Origin of the sequence: Candidatus Pelagibacter sp. RS39 (genome assembly GCF_002101315.1) — a bacterium.
Lineage (GTDB): Bacteria > Pseudomonadota > Alphaproteobacteria > Pelagibacterales > Pelagibacteraceae > Pelagibacter.
Map to the genome: position 1 here is coordinate 1,092,365 of NZ_CP020777.1, position 20,561 is coordinate 1,112,925.

The 20,561-nt window shown below is 28.8% G+C and carries 20 protein-coding genes; 11 read left to right on the forward strand and 9 right to left on the reverse strand.

The window, feature by feature from the left end; translation table 11 throughout:
* Positions 1-3: 3 nt before the first annotated feature.
* The gene (locus B5L73_RS05875) at positions 4-975 is read left to right on the forward strand and encodes a quinone oxidoreductase family protein (RefSeq protein ID WP_085149208.1); all 972 of its coding nucleotides are present in this window, start codon (positions 4-6) and stop codon (positions 973-975) included.
* Here B5L73_RS05875 and B5L73_RS05880 read toward each other — a convergent pair.
* A complete protein-coding gene (locus tag B5L73_RS05880; RefSeq protein WP_085149211.1) occupies positions 972-1,376 on the reverse strand; it encodes a DUF2721 domain-containing protein in 405 nt (134 codons plus the stop codon). The genes B5L73_RS05875 and B5L73_RS05880 overlap by 4 nt on opposite strands.
* Positions 1,377-1,428: 52 nt before the next feature.
* On the opposite strand from B5L73_RS05880, the gene ubiA reads away from it, so the two are divergent.
* From ubiA to B5L73_RS05905, 5 genes are read left to right on the forward strand one after another with little or no spacing between them, the layout of a single operon-like run.
* A complete protein-coding gene (gene ubiA / locus B5L73_RS05885) occupies positions 1,429-2,295 on the forward strand; it encodes a 4-hydroxybenzoate octaprenyltransferase (RefSeq protein WP_085149214.1) in 867 nt (288 codons plus the stop codon).
* Positions 2,296-4,026 (forward strand): ABC transporter ATP-binding protein, encoded by a 1,731-nt coding sequence (locus B5L73_RS05890; RefSeq protein ID WP_085149217.1) that lies wholly within the window; start codon positions 2,296-2,298, stop codon positions 4,024-4,026.
* Complete coding sequence (locus B5L73_RS05895; RefSeq protein WP_085149220.1) at positions 4,026-5,261, forward strand: 3-deoxy-D-manno-octulosonic acid transferase; 1,236 nt, start codon at positions 4,026-4,028, stop codon at positions 5,259-5,261. The genes B5L73_RS05890 and B5L73_RS05895 overlap by 1 nt, the downstream gene beginning before the upstream one ends.
* Positions 5,258-6,214, forward strand: coding sequence for a tetraacyldisaccharide 4'-kinase (lpxK, locus tag B5L73_RS05900; protein WP_085149223.1), 957 nt, complete (start codon positions 5,258-5,260; stop codon positions 6,212-6,214). The genes B5L73_RS05895 and lpxK overlap by 4 nt, the downstream gene beginning before the upstream one ends.
* Positions 6,201-7,067 (forward strand): lysophospholipid acyltransferase family protein, encoded by an 867-nt coding sequence (locus tag B5L73_RS05905; RefSeq protein WP_085149226.1) that lies wholly within the window; start codon positions 6,201-6,203, stop codon positions 7,065-7,067. The genes lpxK and B5L73_RS05905 overlap by 14 nt, the downstream gene beginning before the upstream one ends.
* Before the next feature lie 4 nt (positions 7,068-7,071).
* Here the strand turns inward: B5L73_RS05905 and B5L73_RS05910 are convergent, their stop codons facing one another.
* Positions 7,072-7,263 carry a DUF2093 domain-containing protein gene (locus B5L73_RS05910; protein WP_085149229.1) on the reverse strand — a complete coding sequence of 64 codons (192 nt, stop codon included), beginning with the start codon at positions 7,261-7,263 and terminating at the stop codon, positions 7,072-7,074.
* Positions 7,264-7,284: 21 nt separating this feature from the next.
* On the opposite strand from B5L73_RS05910, the gene purD reads away from it, so the two are divergent.
* Both purD and rsmD read left to right on the forward strand, forming a co-directional pair.
* Entirely contained in the window at positions 7,285-8,547 is a 1,263-nt protein-coding gene (gene purD / locus B5L73_RS05915) for a phosphoribosylamine--glycine ligase (protein WP_085149232.1), read from the forward strand.
* Positions 8,547-9,107 (forward strand): 16S rRNA (guanine(966)-N(2))-methyltransferase RsmD, encoded by a 561-nt coding sequence (gene rsmD / locus B5L73_RS05920; RefSeq protein ID WP_085149235.1) that lies wholly within the window; start codon positions 8,547-8,549, stop codon positions 9,105-9,107. Before purD ends, rsmD begins: the two co-directional genes overlap by 1 nt.
* On the opposite strand, the gene B5L73_RS05925 is transcribed toward rsmD, so the two are convergent.
* Genes B5L73_RS05925 through B5L73_RS05950 form a run of 6 tightly spaced genes read right to left on the reverse strand, consistent with a single transcriptional unit; the run spans position 9,104 to position 15,505 of the window.
* The gene (locus B5L73_RS05925) at positions 9,104-10,261 is read right to left on the reverse strand and encodes a hypothetical protein (RefSeq protein ID WP_085149238.1); all 1,158 of its coding nucleotides are present in this window, start codon (positions 10,259-10,261) and stop codon (positions 9,104-9,106) included. The two genes, rsmD and B5L73_RS05925, sit on opposite strands and share 4 nt — an antisense overlap.
* Positions 10,261-10,572 (reverse strand): DUF3035 domain-containing protein, encoded by a 312-nt coding sequence (locus B5L73_RS05930; protein ID WP_085149241.1) that lies wholly within the window; start codon positions 10,570-10,572, stop codon positions 10,261-10,263. The genes B5L73_RS05925 and B5L73_RS05930 overlap by 1 nt, the downstream gene beginning before the upstream one ends.
* Entirely contained in the window at positions 10,573-11,067 is a 495-nt protein-coding gene (gene lspA / locus B5L73_RS05935; RefSeq protein ID WP_232309656.1) for a signal peptidase II, read from the reverse strand. It abuts the gene before it with no gap.
* A complete protein-coding gene (gene ileS / locus B5L73_RS05940; protein WP_085149245.1) occupies positions 11,045-13,765 on the reverse strand; it encodes an isoleucine--tRNA ligase in 2,721 nt (906 codons plus the stop codon). Before ileS ends, lspA begins: the two co-directional genes overlap by 23 nt.
* 1 nt (position 13,766) lies before the next feature.
* Positions 13,767-14,693 carry a bifunctional riboflavin kinase/FAD synthetase gene (locus tag B5L73_RS05945; RefSeq protein WP_085149248.1) on the reverse strand — a complete coding sequence of 309 codons (927 nt, stop codon included), beginning with the start codon at positions 14,691-14,693 and terminating at the stop codon, positions 13,767-13,769.
* Complete coding sequence (locus B5L73_RS05950; RefSeq protein ID WP_085149251.1) at positions 14,687-15,505, reverse strand: TIGR01459 family HAD-type hydrolase; 819 nt, start codon at positions 15,503-15,505, stop codon at positions 14,687-14,689. The genes B5L73_RS05945 and B5L73_RS05950 overlap by 7 nt, the downstream gene beginning before the upstream one ends.
* A 123-nt stretch (positions 15,506-15,628) precedes the next feature.
* Between B5L73_RS05950 and groES the strand changes: the two genes are divergently transcribed.
* The 3 genes from groES to typA all read left to right on the forward strand — a co-directional run bounded on the left by groES (position 15,629) and on the right by typA (position 19,867).
* On the forward strand, positions 15,629-15,919 hold the full coding sequence (gene groES, locus B5L73_RS05955; RefSeq protein WP_085149254.1) for a co-chaperone GroES: 291 nt from the start codon (positions 15,629-15,631) through the stop codon (positions 15,917-15,919).
* A gap of 23 nt (positions 15,920-15,942) precedes the next feature.
* Positions 15,943-17,604, forward strand: coding sequence for a chaperonin GroEL (gene groL / locus B5L73_RS05960; protein WP_085149259.1), 1,662 nt, complete (start codon positions 15,943-15,945; stop codon positions 17,602-17,604).
* A 436-nt stretch (positions 17,605-18,040) separates the two neighbouring features.
* Positions 18,041-19,867 (forward strand): translational GTPase TypA, encoded by a 1,827-nt coding sequence (typA, locus tag B5L73_RS05965; protein WP_085149262.1) that lies wholly within the window; start codon positions 18,041-18,043, stop codon positions 19,865-19,867.
* Here typA and yczE read toward each other — a convergent pair.
* Positions 19,864-20,511: a membrane protein YczE gene (yczE, locus tag B5L73_RS05970; protein WP_085149265.1), complete on the reverse strand. Its 648-nt coding sequence runs from the start codon at positions 20,509-20,511 to the stop codon at positions 19,864-19,866. The two genes, typA and yczE, sit on opposite strands and share 4 nt — an antisense overlap.
* Positions 20,512-20,561: the final 50 nt, after the last annotated feature.

Consider the following 20,561-nt stretch of genomic DNA (forward strand, 5'->3'; position numbering starts at 1 on the left):
ATAATGAAATCAGTTCAAATAGATAAATTTGGTGGACCAGAAGTTTTGGTTGTTAAAGATTTTGAATTAGGAAAGCCTGGGCCAAAAGAGGTTTTGATTAAAAATTTATCAATTGGTCTTAATTTTATAGATGTATATCATCGAACAGGCCTTTATCCTATCCCTCTACCAAGTGGTATTGGACTTGAAGCTTGTGGAGTAATTGAAGAAATTGGCTCTGAGGTAAAATTATTTAAAGTTGGCGATAGAGTTACTCATGCATCAATGCCTATTGGAGCATACTCAGAAAAACAAATAATGCCTGAAGAAAAATTAGTTTCTGTCCCTGATGGAGTTTCTGATGAAGTAGCATCTTGTATTACATTAAAAGGAATTACTGCGGAGTATCTATTGCATAGAGCTTATCCACTAAAAAAAGGGGATAAAGTTTTATACCATGCAGCTGCAGGTGGACTTGGTCAGATTTTATGTTCATGGGCTAATGCTTTAGGTGCTGAGGTAATTGGAACTGTTGGCTCAAAAGCTAAGGAGGAAATAGCCAAAAAGAATGGTTGTCATCACGTAATCAATTATTCTGAAAAAAATTTTGTTGAAGAAGTTGAAAAAATTGTTGGTAAAAATGGAATTGATGTAGTCTACGATGGGGTAGGTATCAAAACATATAAAGGGTCAATTGAAACATTAAAAATTAGAGGGATGATGGTAGCGTTTGGAAATGCATCAGGTTATGTTGATACGATTGATGTCAAAAAAGATATAAATGCGAAGGGACTATTTTTTACTAGACCATCTATTGCTCACTATACTGTTAAAAGAGAAGAGCTTGTAGAGTCAGCTAAAAAAGTTTTTGACGCAATCTTGTCAAAAAAGTTCAATGTTGAAATTTCAAAAAAATACTCACTTAAGGATGCTGCTCAAGCACATAAGGATTTAGAAGCAAGATTACTAACAGGTCCTGCGGTAATAATTCCTTAATCTAAATTTACATCCATATCAGACATATGAAGCCTTAGAGCGTTCGTAGAAATGTGAATTTCTCGAATAAAAAATAGTATTGAAATAATCATAGATAAACAACAAGAGCCAAAAATTATCCGAGCTAAAAAAACTTCATCTAGGTAGAGAGCAAAAACAGTTAACATGTTAAATAAGAAGCCAAAGGCAGCAAACAAAATAGTCCATCTCAAAAGTGTAATTCTTCCACTTAAATTTATAAACTGTTTTTTCCATTCAGGAGGGATATGCTTTTCATAAACATGTTCATCATGAAGCTGTCTTATAAGAATGCTTAATGAATGGAATCTATTACTATAAACTGACATCAACAATGGGATTGCTGGAAACATCAAAGCTGTCACAGTATAATCAATATTCATACGAATCAGTTTGATTATCAATCTTGCCTTTGTTATTTACAAGTAAAATCTTATGAACCAATTAAATCTTTTTGTAGAACTTACCAGACTAAAAAAACCGATTGGATACATGCTGTTATTTTGGCCATGTGCATGGGGGCTTACAATAGCGTATGATTTTTCATCTGACTTTAAAATTTATTTTTTTTATTTATTACTATTTTTTTTAGGCTCGGTTCTAATGAGGTCTGCTGGATGTATAGTAAATGATATTCTTGATAGAAAATATGATAAAAAAGTATTTAGAACTAAAGATAGACCAATAGCTTCAGGAAAAATATCAATTAAACTTGCTTTACTATATTCAGGAATTCTGTGCTCACTTGCTTTTTTAGTTTTAATTAACTTTAATTTTTTTACTATAGCAATTGCTTTGGCATCTATGCCTCTGGCCTTCACCTATCCATTGATGAAAAGATTTACTTATTGGCCTCAACTGTTCTTAGGCATAACTTTTAATTATGGATTATTACTTGGATGGACATCTATTAATGAGGAAATAAGTCTTATTCCAATAATATTTTATCTTGGCGCCATATTTTGGACATTGGGTTACGACACTATCTATGGGTTTCAAGATATTGAAGATGACGAAATTATAGGAGTTAAATCAACATCAATTAAGTTTAAACAAAATCCAAAAATATTTTTATCTATATGTTATTTCATTTTCACCTTACTTTTTGTTGTTACTGGTATCAAATTAAATTTTAATTATTATTTTTTTTTAGGAACTATGGCAGTTTTATTTCATCTATTAGTTATTCAAATTATGAGTTTCAATAAAGAAGATAAAGAAAAATGTCTAAAAATATTTAAAAGTAATAACTTTTTAGGATTATTAATATTAATTTGTATTCTTATTGGTAGATTAAATTAAATGACTAATTTAGAAATTTTATTAGATCTTTATAGAAGATATACAAAAAAACACCTAACAAAAATTTTTCTTTCTATTTTCTTTTCAATATTAGTTGCGGGTAGTACTGCAATGATTGCTTACCTGCTTGATCCAGCTATAGAAAAAATTTTTATTGAAAAAAATCAAAAGCTGATGTTAATAATTCCTATTATTATTTTGATTACATTTGCTGTTAAAGGCACTTCTCTTTATTTGGCAAAAACATTACTCATTCAAGTAGGCGGTGAAGTTCAAAAAGTTCTTCAATTACAAATTATGCAATCAATTTTAAAATCAAATGTTGAAAAAATGAACAAAAAACATACAGGGAAATTTCTTTCACACATCAGTTACGACGCGGGTATGGTTATGAAACTTGTAACAGACACAATTTTATTATTCTCGAAAGATAGTTTGACATTGATTGGTTTAATAGGTGTGATGTTTTATCAAAATTGGAAGCTAGCAATATTCGCAATAATAATGATACCTCTTGCATCCATTGCTGCAAAGTCTTTGGGCAAAAGAATTGGCAAAGTAACTACAGAATCTCAAGAAGTCTCTGGTTTTTTAAGTTCATTTTTTATTGAAATTATCAAAAATCATAAAGTTATTAAAATTTTTCAAACAGAGGAATATGAAAATAAAAGGTTAACTAAAATTATAAACACCTTTAAAGATAAAGTAGTTAAAATCCAGACTGTTATGACTAGAGCAACACCAATAATGGAAACTCTAACTGGCTTAATGATTGGAGGATTAATTTATTATTCAGGTAGTTTGATAATAAAAGGTGAACTAGAATTGAATAATTTTTTTTCATTTTTGGCAGCTATGATGTTGGCTTACCAGCCTGTGAGAACATTAGCGACTTTGAACATGGGTATTCATCAAGGTTTATCAGCTGCCAAAAGATTGTTGCCAATTATTGACGAGGATAATAGCGACAAAAATTCTGATAAACACCTTAAAATCGATCAAGGGAACGTAAACTTTAAAGACGTTAGTTTTAAGTATTCTGAAAGTTTAAAAAATGTTTTAAATAAAGTGAATTTAGAATTTAAAAGTGATCAAATGACTGCGCTAGTTGGTCATAGTGGTGCAGGAAAGTCTACTATTTTAAATTTTATCCCAAGATTTTATGAACCATTAAGTGGAAAAATTTATATAGATAATCAACCGATTGATGAACACTCACTCTCATCTTTAAGAGAAAATATTTCATTAGTAAGTCAGGATATATCTTTATTCGATGATACTATTAAAAATAATATAAAGTATTCTAGACTTACAGCTTCAGATGAAGAAATCATTGAAGCTGCAAAATTATCTAATTGTGAAGATTTTGTAAAAAGTATGCCAAATGGATATGACACTGTGATAGGTGAAAATGGTGTTAAATTATCTGGTGGAGAAAAACAAAGATTATCGATTGCAAGAGCAATACTTAAAAAAAGTAAAATAATTCTATTAGATGAAGCCACCTCTTCTTTAGACGCAGAAACAGAGGATAAAATTCAAAAAGCAATTAATTACCTTACAAAAAATAAAACGACAATTGTTATAGCCCATAGATTATCTACAATTCTAAATTCAGACAAAATTTACGTAATTGACTCAGGAAGCGTAGTTGCAGAGGGAAATCATAATGAACTATTAAATACTTCATCTATTTATAAAAATTTTTATGATAAGCAATTAAAATCTTAATGTTTTTTATTTATAAAATCTTAATAAATTTAGTATTTTTTTTTTCTCCATTAATAATCATTTTTCGAATATTTAAGGGTAAGGAAGACTTATTAAGATTTAAGGAAAAAATAGGTTTTTTTTCAAAAAAAAGAAATAAAGGGAAGTTAATTTGGTTTCATGGAGCCAGCGTGGGTGAGATCCAAAGTGTTATTCCATTAATAGAGAGATTTGAAAAAAATAAGGAAATTAAACAGATATTAATTACGTCTAATACTGTAAGCTCATCGTTTATAATTAAAAATTTAAAATTAAAAAAAACAATACATCAATTTTTTCCTATTGATTGTAATTTTATTTCCAAAAGGTTTTTAAATTATTGGAAACCTGCAAAGGCTTTTTTTATAGACTCTGAAATTTGGCCAATTACTATAAATAACTTATACAAAAGAAGTACACCAATATTTCTTCTTAACGGACGAATCACAAAAAAATCATTTATTCGATGGAAAGTTTTTTCTTCCTTTGCAAAATCAATCTTTAGTAAATTTAATTTATGTCTTTCATCAAATATTGAAACAAAAAAATATTTGAAAAAACTGGGGGCAAAAAATATAAAAATAATAGGTAATCTAAAATTTAGTCAATCTGGAAATGAAAAAACAAACCTAAATAAAGACCTGGTGAATTTAATTAACTCAAGGAAAACATGGTGTGCGTCCAGCACTCACTATAATGAAGAAAAGTTTTGTGGAATAGCACACATAAAGTTGAAAAAAAAATTCAAAAACTTGTTAACAATAATTATTCCAAGGCACATTAACAGAATTAATGCAATTAAGACAGAACTCAATAACTTAAATTTAAAAGTTCATTTAGACGAACCTAAAAAGAAAATTGACCCTAATACAGATATTTATCTAGTAAATTCTTATGGAAAAACAAAATTGTTCTACAAAGTTTGTAAAAATATTTTTCTAGGAGGATCGTTAATTAAACATGGTGGTCAAAACCCATTAGAAGCAACTAGATATGGTTGTAAAGTTTTGCATGGTCCAAATATTTCAAATTTTAAAGAAATTTATAGATTTCTTAATAAAAAAAATTTATCAAGAAAAATAACTAATCAAGATCAACTAATTAACTATATCATCAAATATTTTAATTCCAAAAATAACTCAAAAAAAATAATTAAGGATTTACATTTGATAGGAATAGATATTTTAAATAAAACCTTTAAAGAAATTAATAAATGATTTTAAAAAAACCAAAATTTTGGGATTTTAAAAAACCAAATTTTTTTGCGTATTTGCTTTATCCTTTTACAATATTTATTGAAATCAATAATATTATCTCAAATCTTATACCAAAGAAAAAATTCACTGAAATAAAAACTCTATGTGTTGGAAACTTATATGTTGGAGGTACTGGAAAAACTCCAACTTCATTACTTCTATATAATCTTTTAAAGAAAATGAATATTAATCCGGTAACTGCAAAAAAATTTTATAATAATCAAATGGACGAACAAAAACTTCTTAAAGATAATTCAAATTTCATCTCACTAACTGACAGAAAAAAAATAGTTAAAAAAGCTATTGAGATGAAATTTGATATGATAATTTTTGATGATGGACTTCAAGAAAAGTGGATCGATTATGATATAAAGTTTGCTTGTTTTGATAGTGAGAAATGGATTGGAAACGGTCATTTAATACCTTCTGGACCATTAAGAGAAAAAATAGATACTATAAAAAACTATCATGGAATATTTTTAAAAACAGTTAATGAAAACTCAAATTTAGATTATATTTTTAATAAAATCAGAAATATAAATCCAAATATTGAAATTTTTGAAACAAATATTGATATAAAGAATATTAATCAATTCGATATTGATAAAAATTATATTATTTTTTCAGGAATTGGAAATCCTGATAGTTTCAAAAAGTTACTTCTTAAAAATCAATTTAAAATAATTGAGGAGATTACTTTTCCAGATCATTATAATTATCAAGATAAAGATATTTCAGAAATCATAAATAAAGCAAATTCCAATAATGCTGAAATCATTACAACTGAAAAAGATTTCAAAAGAATTCCTCAAAATTTTAAAGAAAAAATTAATTTTTTAGAAATAAATATCCAAATTAAGGATGAAACTAAGCTTGTTCAATTTTTAAAAACCAAAATAAATGAAATTAATTAAATATTTTATACAGTTTATTTTAATTATTTTTTTATTTTTATTATTTAAGATTTTAAGATTGAAACTATCGAAATCTTTTTCAAGTTTTATTTTCAAAACAATTGGCCCTCATTTTAGATCAAAAAAAATTTCTCATGCTAACTTAAATATAGCTTTTCCTGAATTAGATGAAAATGGAAAAGATAAAATTGTAAACGATATGTGGGCTACTTATGGTAAAATCTTTGCTGAATATATTTTTATAAAAAATTTCAGGCAATCTCCTAAATTTTCAAAAAAAATTATTATAGAAAATCAAAAAATCTTAGAAAAAATTAAGCAAAAAAATACTCCGGTAATCTTTATATCAGGACATTTTGATAATTTTGAATTAATGGCAATGCATATTGAAAAGTCTGGTGTTGATTTAGCTGCAATTTATAGACCTTTGAATAATAAATTTCTAAATCCACTAATGGAAAATATAAGAAAAAATTATATTTGCAAAAAACAAATTCAAAAAGGAATTTCTGGTACAAAGCAGTTACTAAGAGAATTCAAAAATGGGACGTCTATTGCTTTAATGATTGATCAAAGAGTTTCTGAAGGAATAAAATGTGATTTTTTTGGTCAAGAGGCTCTCACGACTACAATACCAGCTCAGTTTATCAAAAAATTTAATGCTGAAGTAGTTCCTATTAGTATTGAAAGATTAACAGATGATAATTTTAAAATTAAAATTTTTGATAATATTCAATTTTCTAAAAGTGACTCTGTTGAAAAAATTACACTGGAACTAAATAAAATTTTAGAAAAAATGATTATCGCAAACCCAAAACAATGGATTTGGACACATAATAGATGGAAAATATAATGATTTAGTTTTCTGATTCTCTTTTTTGATGAGCTTCCTTATACGAAAAATAGGCCTCTTGAGTTTCCACATTCCAATAGTTTAAATTATCCAAAGAAATTTTTTTACCTGAAACTGCACATAGAACATGGTCACCATTCTCAATTATTTTGAAATTATTTGGTAAATATTTTAATTTAGCTAATTTTTTCATGATTTATAGTTTATATATAATTATATGAAAGTTGGAGTAATAGGAAGCGGTGGAAGGGAGCATGCCATATGTATATCTTTAAAAAAATCAAAAAATATTGACAAAATTTACTGTTTTCCAGGAAATGCGGGTACTAGCTTTATTGCTGAAAATATTGAGATTGATCTGAATAATTTTGAGGAATTAAAAAGAGTTATAGAAGAACTAGGTATAGACATAATAATAGTAGGTCCTGAAAAACCTCTGGTAGATGGAATAGTCGACTTCTTGGAACAAAATAAAATTAAAGTCTTTGGTCCAGATCGTGTTTCTTCACAGCTTGAAGGTTCAAAGATTTTCACAAAAAATTTATGTAAAAAATATAATATCCCCACTGCAAAATTTGGTGTCTTTAATACCATTCAAGACAGTCTTTCATTCTTAAGTGAGTGTAAATTTCCTATAGTTGTAAAGGCTGATGGTTTAGCAGCGGGTAAGGGCGTCTATATTTGTGAAACTCATGATCAGTCAAAAAAAGCAGTTGAAGAAATTTTCAATGGAAAATTTGGAGAAGCAAAACAAATTTTAATTGAGGAATTTTTAAAAGGCGAAGAAATGAGTTTCTTTATAATTTCTGACGGTATCAGTTATAAAATATTTGGAACAGCACAAGATCACAAGCGAGCTTTGGAAGGAGATAAGGGTAAAAACACGGGAGGAATGGGGGCCTATTCACCTTCTCGATTGGAAAGTGAAAAACTGGAAAAAAAGATAATAGAAAAAATAATCGAACCAACATTAAAAGGTTTAAAAGAGATAAAAAACAAATTTAGAGGTTTTCTATATGCGGGATTAATGATTGTAGATGAAGAGCCTTTTTTAATTGAATATAATGTAAGAATGGGTGATCCTGAATGTCAAACAATACTTCCAAGACTCAAAACCGATTTTTTAGACATTGTGGTTGCCACTGTAAATGAGGATTTAAAAAATATAAATTTAGAATGGTTTGAAGATAAAAGCATTTGCGTTGTTTTAGCTTCAAAAGGATATCCAGATGAATTTAAAAATAATTCAGAAATAAAAGGCCTTAAAGAAATTAAGCTTCAAGATAATGAATACATTTTTCATGCGGGGACTAAAGTAAATAATTCAAAAATATACTCTAATGGTGGGAGAGTGTTAAATTTTGTAATTAAATCTGATAATTTAAAAATTGGTAGAGATAAAGCCATAAGTTTAATTAATAAATTAAATTGGCAAAATGGATATTTTAGAAAAGATATTGGTTATAAGATTATATCGTAATGAGAATAATTTCTGGGAGATTTAAAGGAAAAAAGTTATTATTACCTAAGGATAAAAACACTAGACCTTTAAAAGATTTAGTGAAAGAGTCAATTTTCAATCTTCTAGAACATTCAAAAAAAATGAATGTAAATTTAAAAAATTCTACAGTTTTAGATTTATTTTCCGGCTCTGGGTCTTTTGGAATCGAATGTTTATCAAGAGAATCTAAATATGTATGTTTTTTTGAGAATTATTTTGAAGCAATTAAAGTATTAGAAAAAAATCTTCTTCTTTTCAAAAATGAAAAAAAATTTAAAATTTTGAAGGATAATTGTTTTGAATATTTTGACTCTGAAAAAAAAATAGATAAAAAATTTGATATAATTTTTATTGATCCTCCTTACAAAGAAATAAAAATTAATATGTTAATTGAAAAGATTATTTTTAGAAAACTTCTTAAGAAAGACGGTATTTTAATTATTCACAGACATAAAAAAGATAAAATAGTAATAACTGAAAAAATTAATATTCTCGATACTCGAACTTATGGTGTCTCCAAGGTATATTTTGCTAATTAAGATCTTTTTAAAAGTTTTTTTGTTTCTATTTTAATAAGTTCAACAGCTGGTTGATCGTAAGGGTTTATTTTCAAAGCCCTAGCTAGAAGAATTGTTTCTAAAATAAAATATGTAAATAATTCACCTAGCACTTCTTCATTTTTAGATTTTATAAAAAAACTTCTAAATGGTATATTTTTTTTTTGGAAAACTTTTTTTGTTGCTAGGATTTTGGAGTAAAGGATATCACCTAGATCCTTTCTTTTTAAAAATTTTAAAGAACCAGGAATCATATCTTGATTTAATTTTGGGTAATTTCGATCCTTCGTATAAAAAAATGTGTAAAAATTGTTTTTATTACCATCCAAATATAACTGCATTAAACTATGATTATCTTTAGGCATATTTGATATTATTGGAAAAATGCCATTTTTTTTTTTTCCTAAACTTTCGGCTACTAATTGTTGATACCATTTTAAAAAATTATCTGCAGTTTCATCATAACTGAGGATTACTGAATTAAATTTTTTTCTTTTAACTAACTCTAAAATATTTGAAACATTAATTATGATTGAATTTAAAAATTTCTTATTGGCCACTAAATTATTAAGTTTTTTAAATTTCATAGTGTCCAACCCCATTAACTCTGCTGGTAACATGCCAACCTCTGATAAAACTGAATATCTTCCACCAATAAAGTTATTATGATCAATAATATCCGCTCTTAGCTTCATACTTATTTCTCTTAAAATACTATCTTTTTTATCTGAAACTAAAATATTCTTATCATTTTTTTTAATATATAAATTAGAGTTAACAATTGTCTCTAACGTATTTCCAGATTTTGAGATTACTAAATTAAGATAATTTTTTTTTGGAAATATTTTTTTTTGATTTAGATTTTCAAGAAAATAAAAATTTTTATTTATTTTATGTTTTAAAAAATCATAAATTGCCATTGTTCCTAAAGAGGATCCTCCCATACCAAAAACTCTAATATCTTTATATTTTTTATATTTTTTAATAGATTTTTTTGTATAGCTGTATTTGTAGTTTTTTGATAAAGAATTTATAACTTCACTTTTCGAGGAAATTAAATCTTTTAAAAATTTTTTTAATTTTGAATTTACTTTTTTATTTATAAAATTTTCAAAAATAAGATTTTTGGTTGACATTATTGTTTTTGGATTTTTTCTGAAATACTTTTTTTAATATTAGATTTTGATGAATTCTGATTATTATCCTCCTCTGCACTATTTTGATTTCCATCAAACACAGATTTTATATTAATATCTTTATCTGTAGTTTCGGGTTGCTCATTAGGTTTTGGTAATTTAGAAAAGTCTGGTGGTAAAACCAAAGGATCTTTTTTTTCTATTAAAAATTCCTCACCTGAAGTAGCCTTCTTTTGTAGTTTGAAACCTCCACAAGAAAATAAAAATGAGGATAATGCCAAGATTAGGAAAGTATTATAAATAAATCTCATTTAAATTTTTTTACCAAAGATTTCAAAACATATTAAAAAAATTATGCCAATAGTGATAAATATATCAGCAACATTAAATATAAACCAATGAAAATTGTTAATATGTATATCTATAAAATCTGGCACCGCAGAGTAAAATATTCTGTCAAAAATATTTCCGAGAGAACCACCTATAATCATCATATAACTTAATTTTTCAAATCCACTAGATCTAAACATTAGCCAAATAATGATGACGGTTATTAGGCAAATAAAGATTGTTAGAAAATTATAATATAGTTTTTCATCAAAAGAAAATAAACCAAAAGCAATACCTTCGTTCCAAATCAAATTAAAATTTAAAAAAGATGTAACACTAATGCCATATTGTTCATAAGTTTCTGGAGAACTAATGATCAATAATTTACTAATTCGATCAATTAAAAAAATAAAAATAATTATAGAAAAATCTACTAAATGTTTTTTTAACATTTTATTTGCAATTTGGTCTTTCACATGGTGCACTTCTGATTTTCCAACATATTGGACATTTTTCACCTGTTGCTTTACTTGTTTCCACAATTATTTCATTAGTATCACCATTCTCAATTTTGACTGAAGAAGTTATACAAAGTTCTGATAGATCAATATTTTTTAAAAATTTCTGGTTTTCGTTATTCAATTTTACGATTAACGCAGCTTCTAAACTAGATCCTATATCTTTGCTTGCTCGTTTTTGCTCAATACTAAGGTTACAAATATCTCTTATTTTGATTAATTGTTCCCATTTAGAATTTAAGTTCGAGTTATCAAATTTTTCGGGGAAATTCAAAAATTTCTCGAGATGAATACTTTTTTTATTTTTTGAAATAAGTTGATAAATTTCCTCAGTTGTGAAAGATAATATTGGCGCAAACCATCTTAGTAAAGAGTTAAGAATAACATTTAGCAATATAAGAGTAGATTTTCTTTTTTCAGAATTTAATGGATCACAGTACAAAGTATCTTTTCTTATATCAAAATAAAAGGCAGATAGATCTACAGTACAAAAATTCAATAATTCTTTATACAAATTATGGAAATCATAATCTTTGAAATACTTGTTAAATTTAGAATTTAAATTGTAAATTTTATGAAGCATAAATTGTTCTAATTCAGGTAAATTCTCAATTTTAATTTTTTCTAAATCTATTTGTTCAAAATTATCATTAAGATTTCCAAGCAAATATCTAAATGTATTTCTTATTTTTCTATAAGACTCAGCATGCTGATCTAATATTGAATAGTCTATTCGAAGATCCTCAGCATAATTTGAGGAAGCGACCCAAATTCTAAGTATATCAGCTCCATATTTTTTGAGAATGTCTTCAGGCGCAATTACATTTCCTAAGGATTTTGACATTTTTAAACCTTTGCCATCAACTACAAAACCATGAGACAGAATAGACTCAAAAGGTGCACGATCTCTAGTTCCGCAAGACTCTAAAAGAGACGAATGAAACCATCCCCTGTGTTGATCAGAGCCCTCGAGATACATAGATGCAGGCCACTTTAAATCTTTTCTTTTCTCTAATACAAATGAGTGTGTAGATCCACTATCAAACCAAACCTCTACGATATCACTTAACTTTTCAAAATCTTCAGCTTTATATTTTTTTCCGAGAAATTTTTGTGGGTTGTCTGAAAACCAACAATCAGATCCCTCTTTTTCATAAATTTTCGCAATATTTTCAAAGACTTCATCATCAACCAAAATTTCACCTGTCTTCTTGTTAATAAAAATAGGTAATGGAACTCCCCATACTCTTTGTCTTGAAACACACCAGTCGGGTCTTGTTTCAATCATCGATTTTAATCTTTCTTTTCCTTTGCTAGGATAGAAAGTTGTTTCATCAATTGCTTTTAAAGCTTTATTTCTGAGTTTATGACTATCCATAGAAATAAACCATTGAGGAGTTGCTCTGTGAACTAATGGTGCTTTGGACCTCCATGAATGAGGATAAGAGTGAACAAGTTCACCGCTCGATAATAATTTTTTTTGATCTTTTAATTTTTCAATCACAATCGAATTAGATTTAAAAATATGCATCCCTTCAAAAAGTGCTACATTTTTTGTATATCTTCCATCGCCATCAACTGTTTCAATTGCTTTAATTCCATTATTCATACACAAATTAAAATCATCAGGACCATGACTTGGCGCGCAATGAACAATTCCAGTACCTTGTTCTGTAGTAACAAAACGTGCTTCCAGCATAGGTATGTCATATTCATAACCAAGTTTTAAAAAAGGATGATTACAAATTGTTCCTTTTAAATCTTTACCTTTAAAATTTTTTAATTTTTTGAAACTTTGAATTTTGGTATCTTTTACAACTGTATCAATTAATGCATCTGCAATAACAATTTTTTTATTTTTAAAGTCTCCATCGTCATTTACTTCAATTAATAAATAATCTAGGCTCTCATTATAAGCCAAGGCTTTGTTAGCTGGAATAGTCCAAGGGGTAGTTGTCCAAATTACTATTTCACTATCATTTAATTCTTTAATATTTGATGATTTAATTGGAAAAGATGCATAGATAGTATCTGACCTATGATCTTGGTACTCAACTTCTGCATCTGCTAAAGCTGTTTTTTCAACAGTAGACCACAAAACAGGTTTAAATCCTCTATACAAACTTCCTTCTTTTAAAAATTTACCTAGTTCTCTTACTATTTGAGCTTCAGCATCAAAACTCATTGTGGAGTAATAATTATCCCAATCTCCTACAACTCCTAACCTTTTAAATTGATCTTTATGAACATCTATCCATTTTTCTGCAAAGGCTCTGCATTCTTTTCTAAACTCAACGATTGGAACTTCATTTTTATTTTTTTTATTTTTTTTGTATTGTTCCTCGATTTTCCATTCTATTGGCAATCCATGACAATCCCACCCTGGAACGTAAACAGAATCTTTTCCATCCATTTGATGAAATCTCACAATTATATCTTTTAAAATTTTATTTAAAGCTGTCCCCATATGTATATTACCATTCGCATATGGAGGACCATCGTGAAGGACAAATTTTTCTTCTCCTTTTCTCGATTTTCTTAATTCATCATAAAGATTTATGTTTTGCCAGAGTTTCAAAATTTCAGGTTCTCGTGTTGGCAAATTTGCTTTCATTGAAAAAGCGGTTTTAGGAAGATTTATTTGAGATTTGCTCATTTTATTTTTTTGCTATTAATAAGTCAGTTTTAATTTGTTTTCTAAGTTGGTCGACATTTTTAAATTTTTTTTCTTTTCTAATAAATTTTTTAAATTCTACTGTTAAATACTTATTATAAAGATTTCCAGAAAAATTAAATAAATGAACTTCCAATAATATTTTTTTTCCATTAAATGTTGGTCGATAGCCTAAATTTGCAATCCCTTTTAAGTAATTGTTTTTGCCATATCTTTTTGCTTTTACTGCATATACACCTGGGCAGGCTAAAATATAGTCTTTGATATCAATGTTTGCTGTTGGGAAACCAATTTTTTTTCCTAGCTGTCTTCCTTTTTGAACCTTTCCAACAATTGACCAATTTCTATTTAGAATTTTATTGGCTTTCTCTAATTTTCCTTTTTGTAAAAGTTTTCTAACCAGCGATGAAGATGCTATTTTCTTATTGGTTAACAATGGTTGTGGTTTAACTACCTTATAACCACATATTCTCTCAAAATTAATTAACTGTCTAACGTTACCTTCTCTTTTATTTCCAAATCTAAAATTATTGCTTACAAAAATGAATTTTGGTTTTAACTTTTTACCTAATATTTCTTTAATGAACGTTATAGATTTTATTTTTGAGAATTTTCGATCAAACTTTTTTATTATCAAAAAATCCACATTAAGATTTTTGAGATTATCAATTTTTTGCTGCAAATTAGAAATTCTAAAATTATCTAAATTCTTATTAAAAAACATTTTGGGCATTGGTTCAAAAGTCAACACACCAATTTTTGAGGAATATTTTTTTTTATATTTCTTAGCTAATGAGAATAATTTTTGATGTCCTTTGTGAACTCCATCAAAGTTGCCAATCAATATAATTGAGTTTTTGTATCTTGGATTGATATCAAAATTTTTATATATTTTCTTTGATTCTACCATTTCAATTCTGATTGAATATAATTACAAATTGCTTCGTAAGATTTTGCAACTTTTTCAATTCCTTTTTCTTTAATCTCATCCTTATGAATTCCATTTGAAATTATTAAAGAGTCATAATTTAAAAGGTTCGCTCCTTTTATGTCAGTATTTAAATTATCACCTATGGAGAGAATTTTCTTATTTTTGTTATCGATAGATTGATTATAAACTTCAGGATAAGGTTTTCCAAAGTAAACAACTTCTCCACCCATTTTTTCAAAAACCATCGCAACGGAACCAGCACAAAATTCTCTGGTGTTTCCTCTGTCTACAATTAGATCAGGATTTGTACAAATCATCTTTTTTTTTATATTTTTTTCAAACAGATCTTTATAAAAATTTAAGTCCTCATTATGATCATCAAACAATCCAGTGCATAAAATATATTCGCTTTTTTCTATATTATCTAATTTCATTTTTTTAAATTCTTTAAATAAATCAAAATCTCTTGGTGGACCAACGTGAAAAAAATTTTTATTAATCAAATTTTTCTTTAAATAAATGAGAGCTGCCTCACCAGAGGTAAAAACATGGTCTCTAATTTCTTTTTCCATGCCTAGTTTTTCTAAAAAAGATTTAACTGCATGGTTAGGTCTGGGTGCATTTGTGAGTAAAATATAGTTCTTTTTTTTTTTATTGATTTCTCTAAGAGCTTTTATTGCTTCAAGGTGAAGTGTGACCCCATTATGGACCACTCCCCATAAATCAATATAAAATAGCTGATAATTGTCTGCGATAGAACTTAGGCCTTCATTATCTAAATTTTTAGTCATCAAATTAATCTATAAACCATAAAACCCTCAAATTCCTTTATTTTTTAACTAACTAATTTTTAAGTATATCTTGAAATAGTAAGGCCAATCTCTATATGAAGACCATATTAATAAGGAGAATTTATGAAATTTAGACCGTTACACGATAGAGTTTTAATAGAAGTTTTAGATAGCAGTGAAAAAACTGCTGGTGGAATAATCATACCTGATACAGCTCAGGAAAAACCTCAAGAAGGCAAAGTAGTTGCAGTTGGTGGTGGCGCAAAAACTGAGGACGGCAAAACAATATCAATGGATGTAAAAGTTGGAGATAAAGTTTTATTTGGCAAATGGTCAGGAACTGAAGTTAAAATTGATGGCAAAGAATACAGCATAATGAAAGAGTCGGACATTATGGGAATTTCAAGCAAATAATTTAATTTAAAGGAGAAAATAAAATGGCAAAAGTAGTAAAATTTGATGCAGAAGCAAGAGCAGCAATGATTAGAGGAGTTAATATCCTGGCTGATACAGTTAAAGTAACACTTGGACCAAAAGGAAGAAATGTGGTTATGGACAAATCTTACGGTGCTCCAAGAATTACAAAAGATGGTGTTTCTGTTGCTAAAGAAATTGATCTCGAAGATAAATTTGAAAACATGGGCGCTCAAATGGTTAAAGAAGTTGCTAGCAAAACGAATGATGAAGCTGGTGATGGAACAACTACAGCAACTATTCTCGCACAAGCTATCGTAAAAGAAGGTGTAAAATATGTTACTGCTGGCATGAACCCTATGGATGTAAAAAGAGGAATTGATGCTGCGGTGGATGTAGTTAAACAAAATCTTGTATCTTCAGCTAAAAAAGTAAAAGATAGTGATGAGATTGCTCAAGTTGGAACAATTTCTGCAAATGGTGATAAAGAAATCGGTACTATGATTTCTAAAGCAATGCAAAAAGTTGGTAACGAGGGTGTTATCACGGTTGAGGAAAACAAAGGAATTGAAACAGAATTAGATGTTGTTGAAGGTATGCAGTTTGATAGAGGATATTTGTCTCCATACTTTATTACGAATAGTGATAAGATGACAACTGAATTAGAAAATCCTTTTATTCTATTACACGAAAAAAAATTAACAAATCTACAACCAATGGTTCCTCTTTTAGAGGCAGTTGTTCAAGCTGGAAGGCCATTAATGATTATTTCTGAAGATGTTGAGGGTGAAGCATTAGCTACTTTGGTAGTAAATAAATTAAGAGGTGGTTTAAAAGTTGTAGCTGTGAAAGCACCAGGATTTGGTGACAGAAGAAAAGCTATGCTTGAGGATATTGCAATTCTTACTGGTGGTTCAGTTATTTCTGAGGACTTAGGAATTAAACTTGAAAATGTTAAACTTGATGATCTTGGTTCATGTAAAAAAATTAAGGTTGATAAAGATAACAGCACTATAGTGAATGGTTCAGGTAAAAAATCAGATATAGAGGCTAGATGTTCTTCAATCAAACAACAAATTGATGAAACAACTTCAGACTACGACAAGGAAAAACTACAAGAGAGATTAGCAAAATTAGCTGGTGGTGTTGCAGTGATTAAAGTTGGTGGTGCAACAGAAGTTGAAGTTAAAGAAAGAAAAGATAGAGTTGAAGATGCTTTAAACGCGACAAGAGCTGCTGTTGAAGAAGGTATCGTAACTGGTGGTGGTTGTGCATTATTGTATGCTGCTCAAGAACTTGAAAAAGTTAAAGCTAAAGGTGAAGATCAAAAAGCTGGTGTTGATTTGGTAAGAAGAGCATTAGAGGCTCCTATTAGACAAATTACAAAAAATGCTGGTGTAGATGGATCAGTAGTTGTTGGCAAACTTTTAGAACAAAATAAAAAGACACATGGATATGATGCACAAAACGAAGAGTATTGTGATATGTTCGCTAAAGGTATTATTGATCCTGTGAAAGTTGTAAGAACGGCTTTACAAGACGCAGCATCTATATCAGGATTATTGGTGACAACCGAAGCTATGATAGCTGACAAACCTGAAGAAAAAGATGCAGCACCTGCTGGAATGCCCGGAGGAATGGGTGGCATGGGTGGCATGGGAGGAATGGGTGGAATGGGAATGTAATCGTTCCAACCCAAATCAAAATTCAAAAAGGGCAGTTTTTACTGCCCTTTTTTTTTACCCTAAACAAAAATCTGCAATGAAGTTCACAATGAATGTTCAATGAAGTTTTTTAAAAAGTAAGATATTATGCGAGGTATGAGAGAATGTTCTGCGAATGTAACCCAACCTCAAATATAAAAAATTTAAAGGCCATCTTTTGATGGCCTTTTTTTTTGGAGATATTAAAATAATACGATGTCAAAAAGATACAGTGGGAAATCATTTAAAGACTCAAGTGTTAATAAAAAACCTAAATTTACCCTCAAAGAAAAAAGAAGATTAAAAAGGGAAAAGGCAAAAAAAACAAAATAACAACATATTTTGTTCAAAATCCTAATATTTATTGGTTTTTTTAAAGTTTTCAAAAAAAATTTTTAAGGTATAAGAGCCAGGATTTATGAGCAAAGATATAAGAAACATCACCATAATCGCGCACGTTGATCACGGAAAGACTACCTTAATTGATAATCTGATGAAACAAAGTGGCTCTTTTAGGGAAAATGAAGTTGTTGACGAAAGATTAATGGATTCAGGTGAACTTGAGAAAGAAAGAGGAATAACAATTTTAGCAAAACCTGCATCAATTAATTGGAAAGATTCGAGAATAAATATTATTGATACACCAGGTCACCGAGATTTTGCAGCAGAAGTTGAGAGAGTTTTAAGCATGGCAGATGGTGCATTACTCTTAATTGATTCTGCTGAAGGAGTTATGCCTCAAACAAAATTCGTGCTTTCAAAAGCTCTGAAACAAGGTTTAAAACCAATTGTTGTAATCAATAAACTGGACAAATCAGATCAGAGAGCTAACGAAGTTTTAGATGAAACTTTTGATTTATTTGTAAGTTTAGACGCAAATGAGGAACAATTGGATTTTCCTGTTTTATATGCGAGTGGAAGATCTGGTTGGGCTGATAAAGAAATTGATGGTCCTAGAGAGAATTTAAATCCTTTATTAGATCAAATTATTGATCATGTAAAACCAGCTGAACTTGATAAAACAAAACCCTTTGCAATGTTGTCTACTCTTCTTTATGCAGACAATTTTTTAGGAAGAAGCTTAGTTGGAAGAATTGCTCAAGGAACTGCAAAAGCTAATCAATCCATCAAAGCAATAAATCTAAAAGGTGAAAAAGTAGATGAAGGAAGACTTACTAAAATTTTTAGATATGAGGGTACAAAAAAGGTGCCAATCGAAATCGGTGAGGCTGGAGATATTGTGGTTGTTGCTGGTTTAGAAAAAGCAAATGTTGCAGACACAATTTGTGATCTTGAGGTAAATGATCCTATTAAAGCTACTCCAATCGATCCACCAACAATGTCCATTACCATTACTGTGAATACGTCCCCTCTTGCAGGAACTGAAGGTAAAAAGCTTACAAGTACTCAAATAAGGGATAGGTTGCTTCAAGAAGCGCAGAATAATGTTGGAATTACTTTTGCAGAAAATGAAGGTAACGATTCTTTTGTCGTAAGCGGTCGAGGTGAATTAATGTTAGAAATTTTACTCACTCAAATGCGAAGAGAGGGTTTTGAAATGACTGTTAGTCCCCCAAAAGTTCTATATAAAAAAGATGAAAATGGTAACAAACTTGAGCCAATAGAGGAAATAACTATGGATCTAGATGAGGAACATTCATCAAAAATTATAGACTCAATGAATAGAAGAAAAGGTAAATTAATAGAATTAAAAGATACTGGTAAAAATAAAAAAAGATTAATCTTTCATGCGCCGACAAGAGGTTTAATGGGATACACAAGTCGGTTTTTGACACTTACAAAAGGTAATGGTGTAATTAACAGAATTTTTCATGAGTACGGACCATTTGAGGGTGAAATGGAAGGTAGAAGAAATGGTGCACTTATTTCAATGGAACAAGGAAAAGCAGTTGCGTTCGCAATATTTAATTTACAGGCTAGAGGAGAGATGTTTGTAACACATAATGATCCTGTTTATCCAGGTATGATTGTTGGATTATCTCCTAAACCTGGAGATATGATTATTAATGTTATGAAGGGCAAAAAATTAACTAATATGAGAACACAAGGTACAGATGAAAATGTCGTTCTAACACCAGTCAGAAAAATGTCCATTGCTGAACAATTGAGCATGCTAAATACTGATGAGGCTTTAGAAATCACTCCAGATTCCTGTAGATTAAGAAAAGCAATTCTTGATCCACACGAAAGAAAGAGAAGTGAAAAATCAGGCGCTGCAGCCTAATCGAAAATTTTACCAACTAAATACAGGCCTAAAGCAACACAAGGACCAATTCCAAAAGCAAATAATAAGGTTCCCACTCCCACAGTTCCACCTAAGTACCATCCAATACTTACAACAGAGATTTCTAAAAATGCCCTTACAGCAGCAACTGGTAAATTTGTTTTTTTTTGAAGACCAATCATCAAACCATCTCTTGGTCCTGCTCCAAGATTGGATACCAAATAAATACCTCCACCAATCCCAACGGTTATTACAGAAATTATAGCTAAAATTAATTGATACAAGTAGTTTGATGGGGTTGGAACAAATTTTATACAAAGATCGATCATCAGTGCAATAATGATTGCATTAAGTATTGTTCCCATCCCTGGTTTTTGACCAAGCGGAATCCATAAAATTAAAACTGCAACACTAATCAAAAATGTTATTGTTCCTATACTCAAGTTAACATTCAAAGAAATACCTTGAGCTAAAACACTCCATGGAGAAGCGCCGGTAAAAGATACAATTAACAAACCTTCTCCAAGACCAAATAACATCAAACCAAAACATAAAAAAAAGAATGTAGAGAATTTTGGTTTAAAATTATAAGGTTTATCGGAACTCCAATTTACACTTGGTATTTTCTTAATTTTTAAAAACATTTTAATAAGTTATTTCTATTGTTAATAAAGTCTATTAAACTAGTTGTTAA

Excerpts from the sequence above, each read along its gene's own strand:
- B5L73_RS05945 (WP_085149248.1), bottom strand. The coding sequence starts at position 14,693 with ATGGTAGAATCAAAGAAAATATATAAAAATTTTGATATCAATCCAAGA.
- B5L73_RS05890 (WP_085149217.1), top strand. The coding sequence starts at position 2,296 with ATGACTAATTTAGAAATTTTATTAGATCTTTATAGAAGATATACAAAA.
- groL (WP_085149259.1), top strand. The coding sequence starts at position 15,943 with ATGGCAAAAGTAGTAAAATTTGATGCAGAAGCAAGAGCAGCAATGATT.
- B5L73_RS05895 (WP_085149220.1), top strand. The coding sequence starts at position 4,026 with ATGTTTTTTATTTATAAAATCTTAATAAATTTAGTATTTTTTTTTTCT.
- ubiA (WP_085149214.1), top strand. The coding sequence starts at position 1,429 with ATGAACCAATTAAATCTTTTTGTAGAACTTACCAGACTAAAAAAACCG.
- rsmD (WP_085149235.1), top strand. The coding sequence starts at position 8,547 with ATGAGAATAATTTCTGGGAGATTTAAAGGAAAAAAGTTATTATTACCT.
- purD (WP_085149232.1), top strand. The coding sequence starts at position 7,285 with ATGAAAGTTGGAGTAATAGGAAGCGGTGGAAGGGAGCATGCCATATGT.
- B5L73_RS05905 (WP_085149226.1), top strand. The coding sequence starts at position 6,201 with ATGAAATTAATTAAATATTTTATACAGTTTATTTTAATTATTTTTTTA.
- B5L73_RS05950 (WP_085149251.1), bottom strand. The coding sequence starts at position 15,505 with ATGACTAAAAATTTAGATAATGAAGGCCTAAGTTCTATCGCAGACAAT.
- B5L73_RS05930 (WP_085149241.1), bottom strand. The coding sequence starts at position 10,572 with ATGAGATTTATTTATAATACTTTCCTAATCTTGGCATTATCCTCATTT.
- B5L73_RS05875 (WP_085149208.1), top strand. The coding sequence starts at position 4 with ATGAAATCAGTTCAAATAGATAAATTTGGTGGACCAGAAGTTTTGGTT.
- groES (WP_085149254.1), top strand. The coding sequence starts at position 15,629 with ATGAAATTTAGACCGTTACACGATAGAGTTTTAATAGAAGTTTTAGAT.
- ileS (WP_085149245.1), bottom strand. The coding sequence starts at position 13,765 with ATGAGCAAATCTCAAATAAATCTTCCTAAAACCGCTTTTTCAATGAAA.
- yczE (WP_085149265.1), bottom strand. The coding sequence starts at position 20,511 with ATGTTTTTAAAAATTAAGAAAATACCAAGTGTAAATTGGAGTTCCGAT.
- B5L73_RS05925 (WP_085149238.1), bottom strand. The coding sequence starts at position 10,261 with ATGTCAACCAAAAATCTTATTTTTGAAAATTTTATAAATAAAAAAGTA.
- B5L73_RS05880 (WP_085149211.1), bottom strand. The coding sequence starts at position 1,376 with ATGAATATTGATTATACTGTGACAGCTTTGATGTTTCCAGCAATCCCA.
- typA (WP_085149262.1), top strand. The coding sequence starts at position 18,041 with ATGAGCAAAGATATAAGAAACATCACCATAATCGCGCACGTTGATCAC.
- lpxK (WP_085149223.1), top strand. The coding sequence starts at position 5,258 with ATGATTTTAAAAAAACCAAAATTTTGGGATTTTAAAAAACCAAATTTT.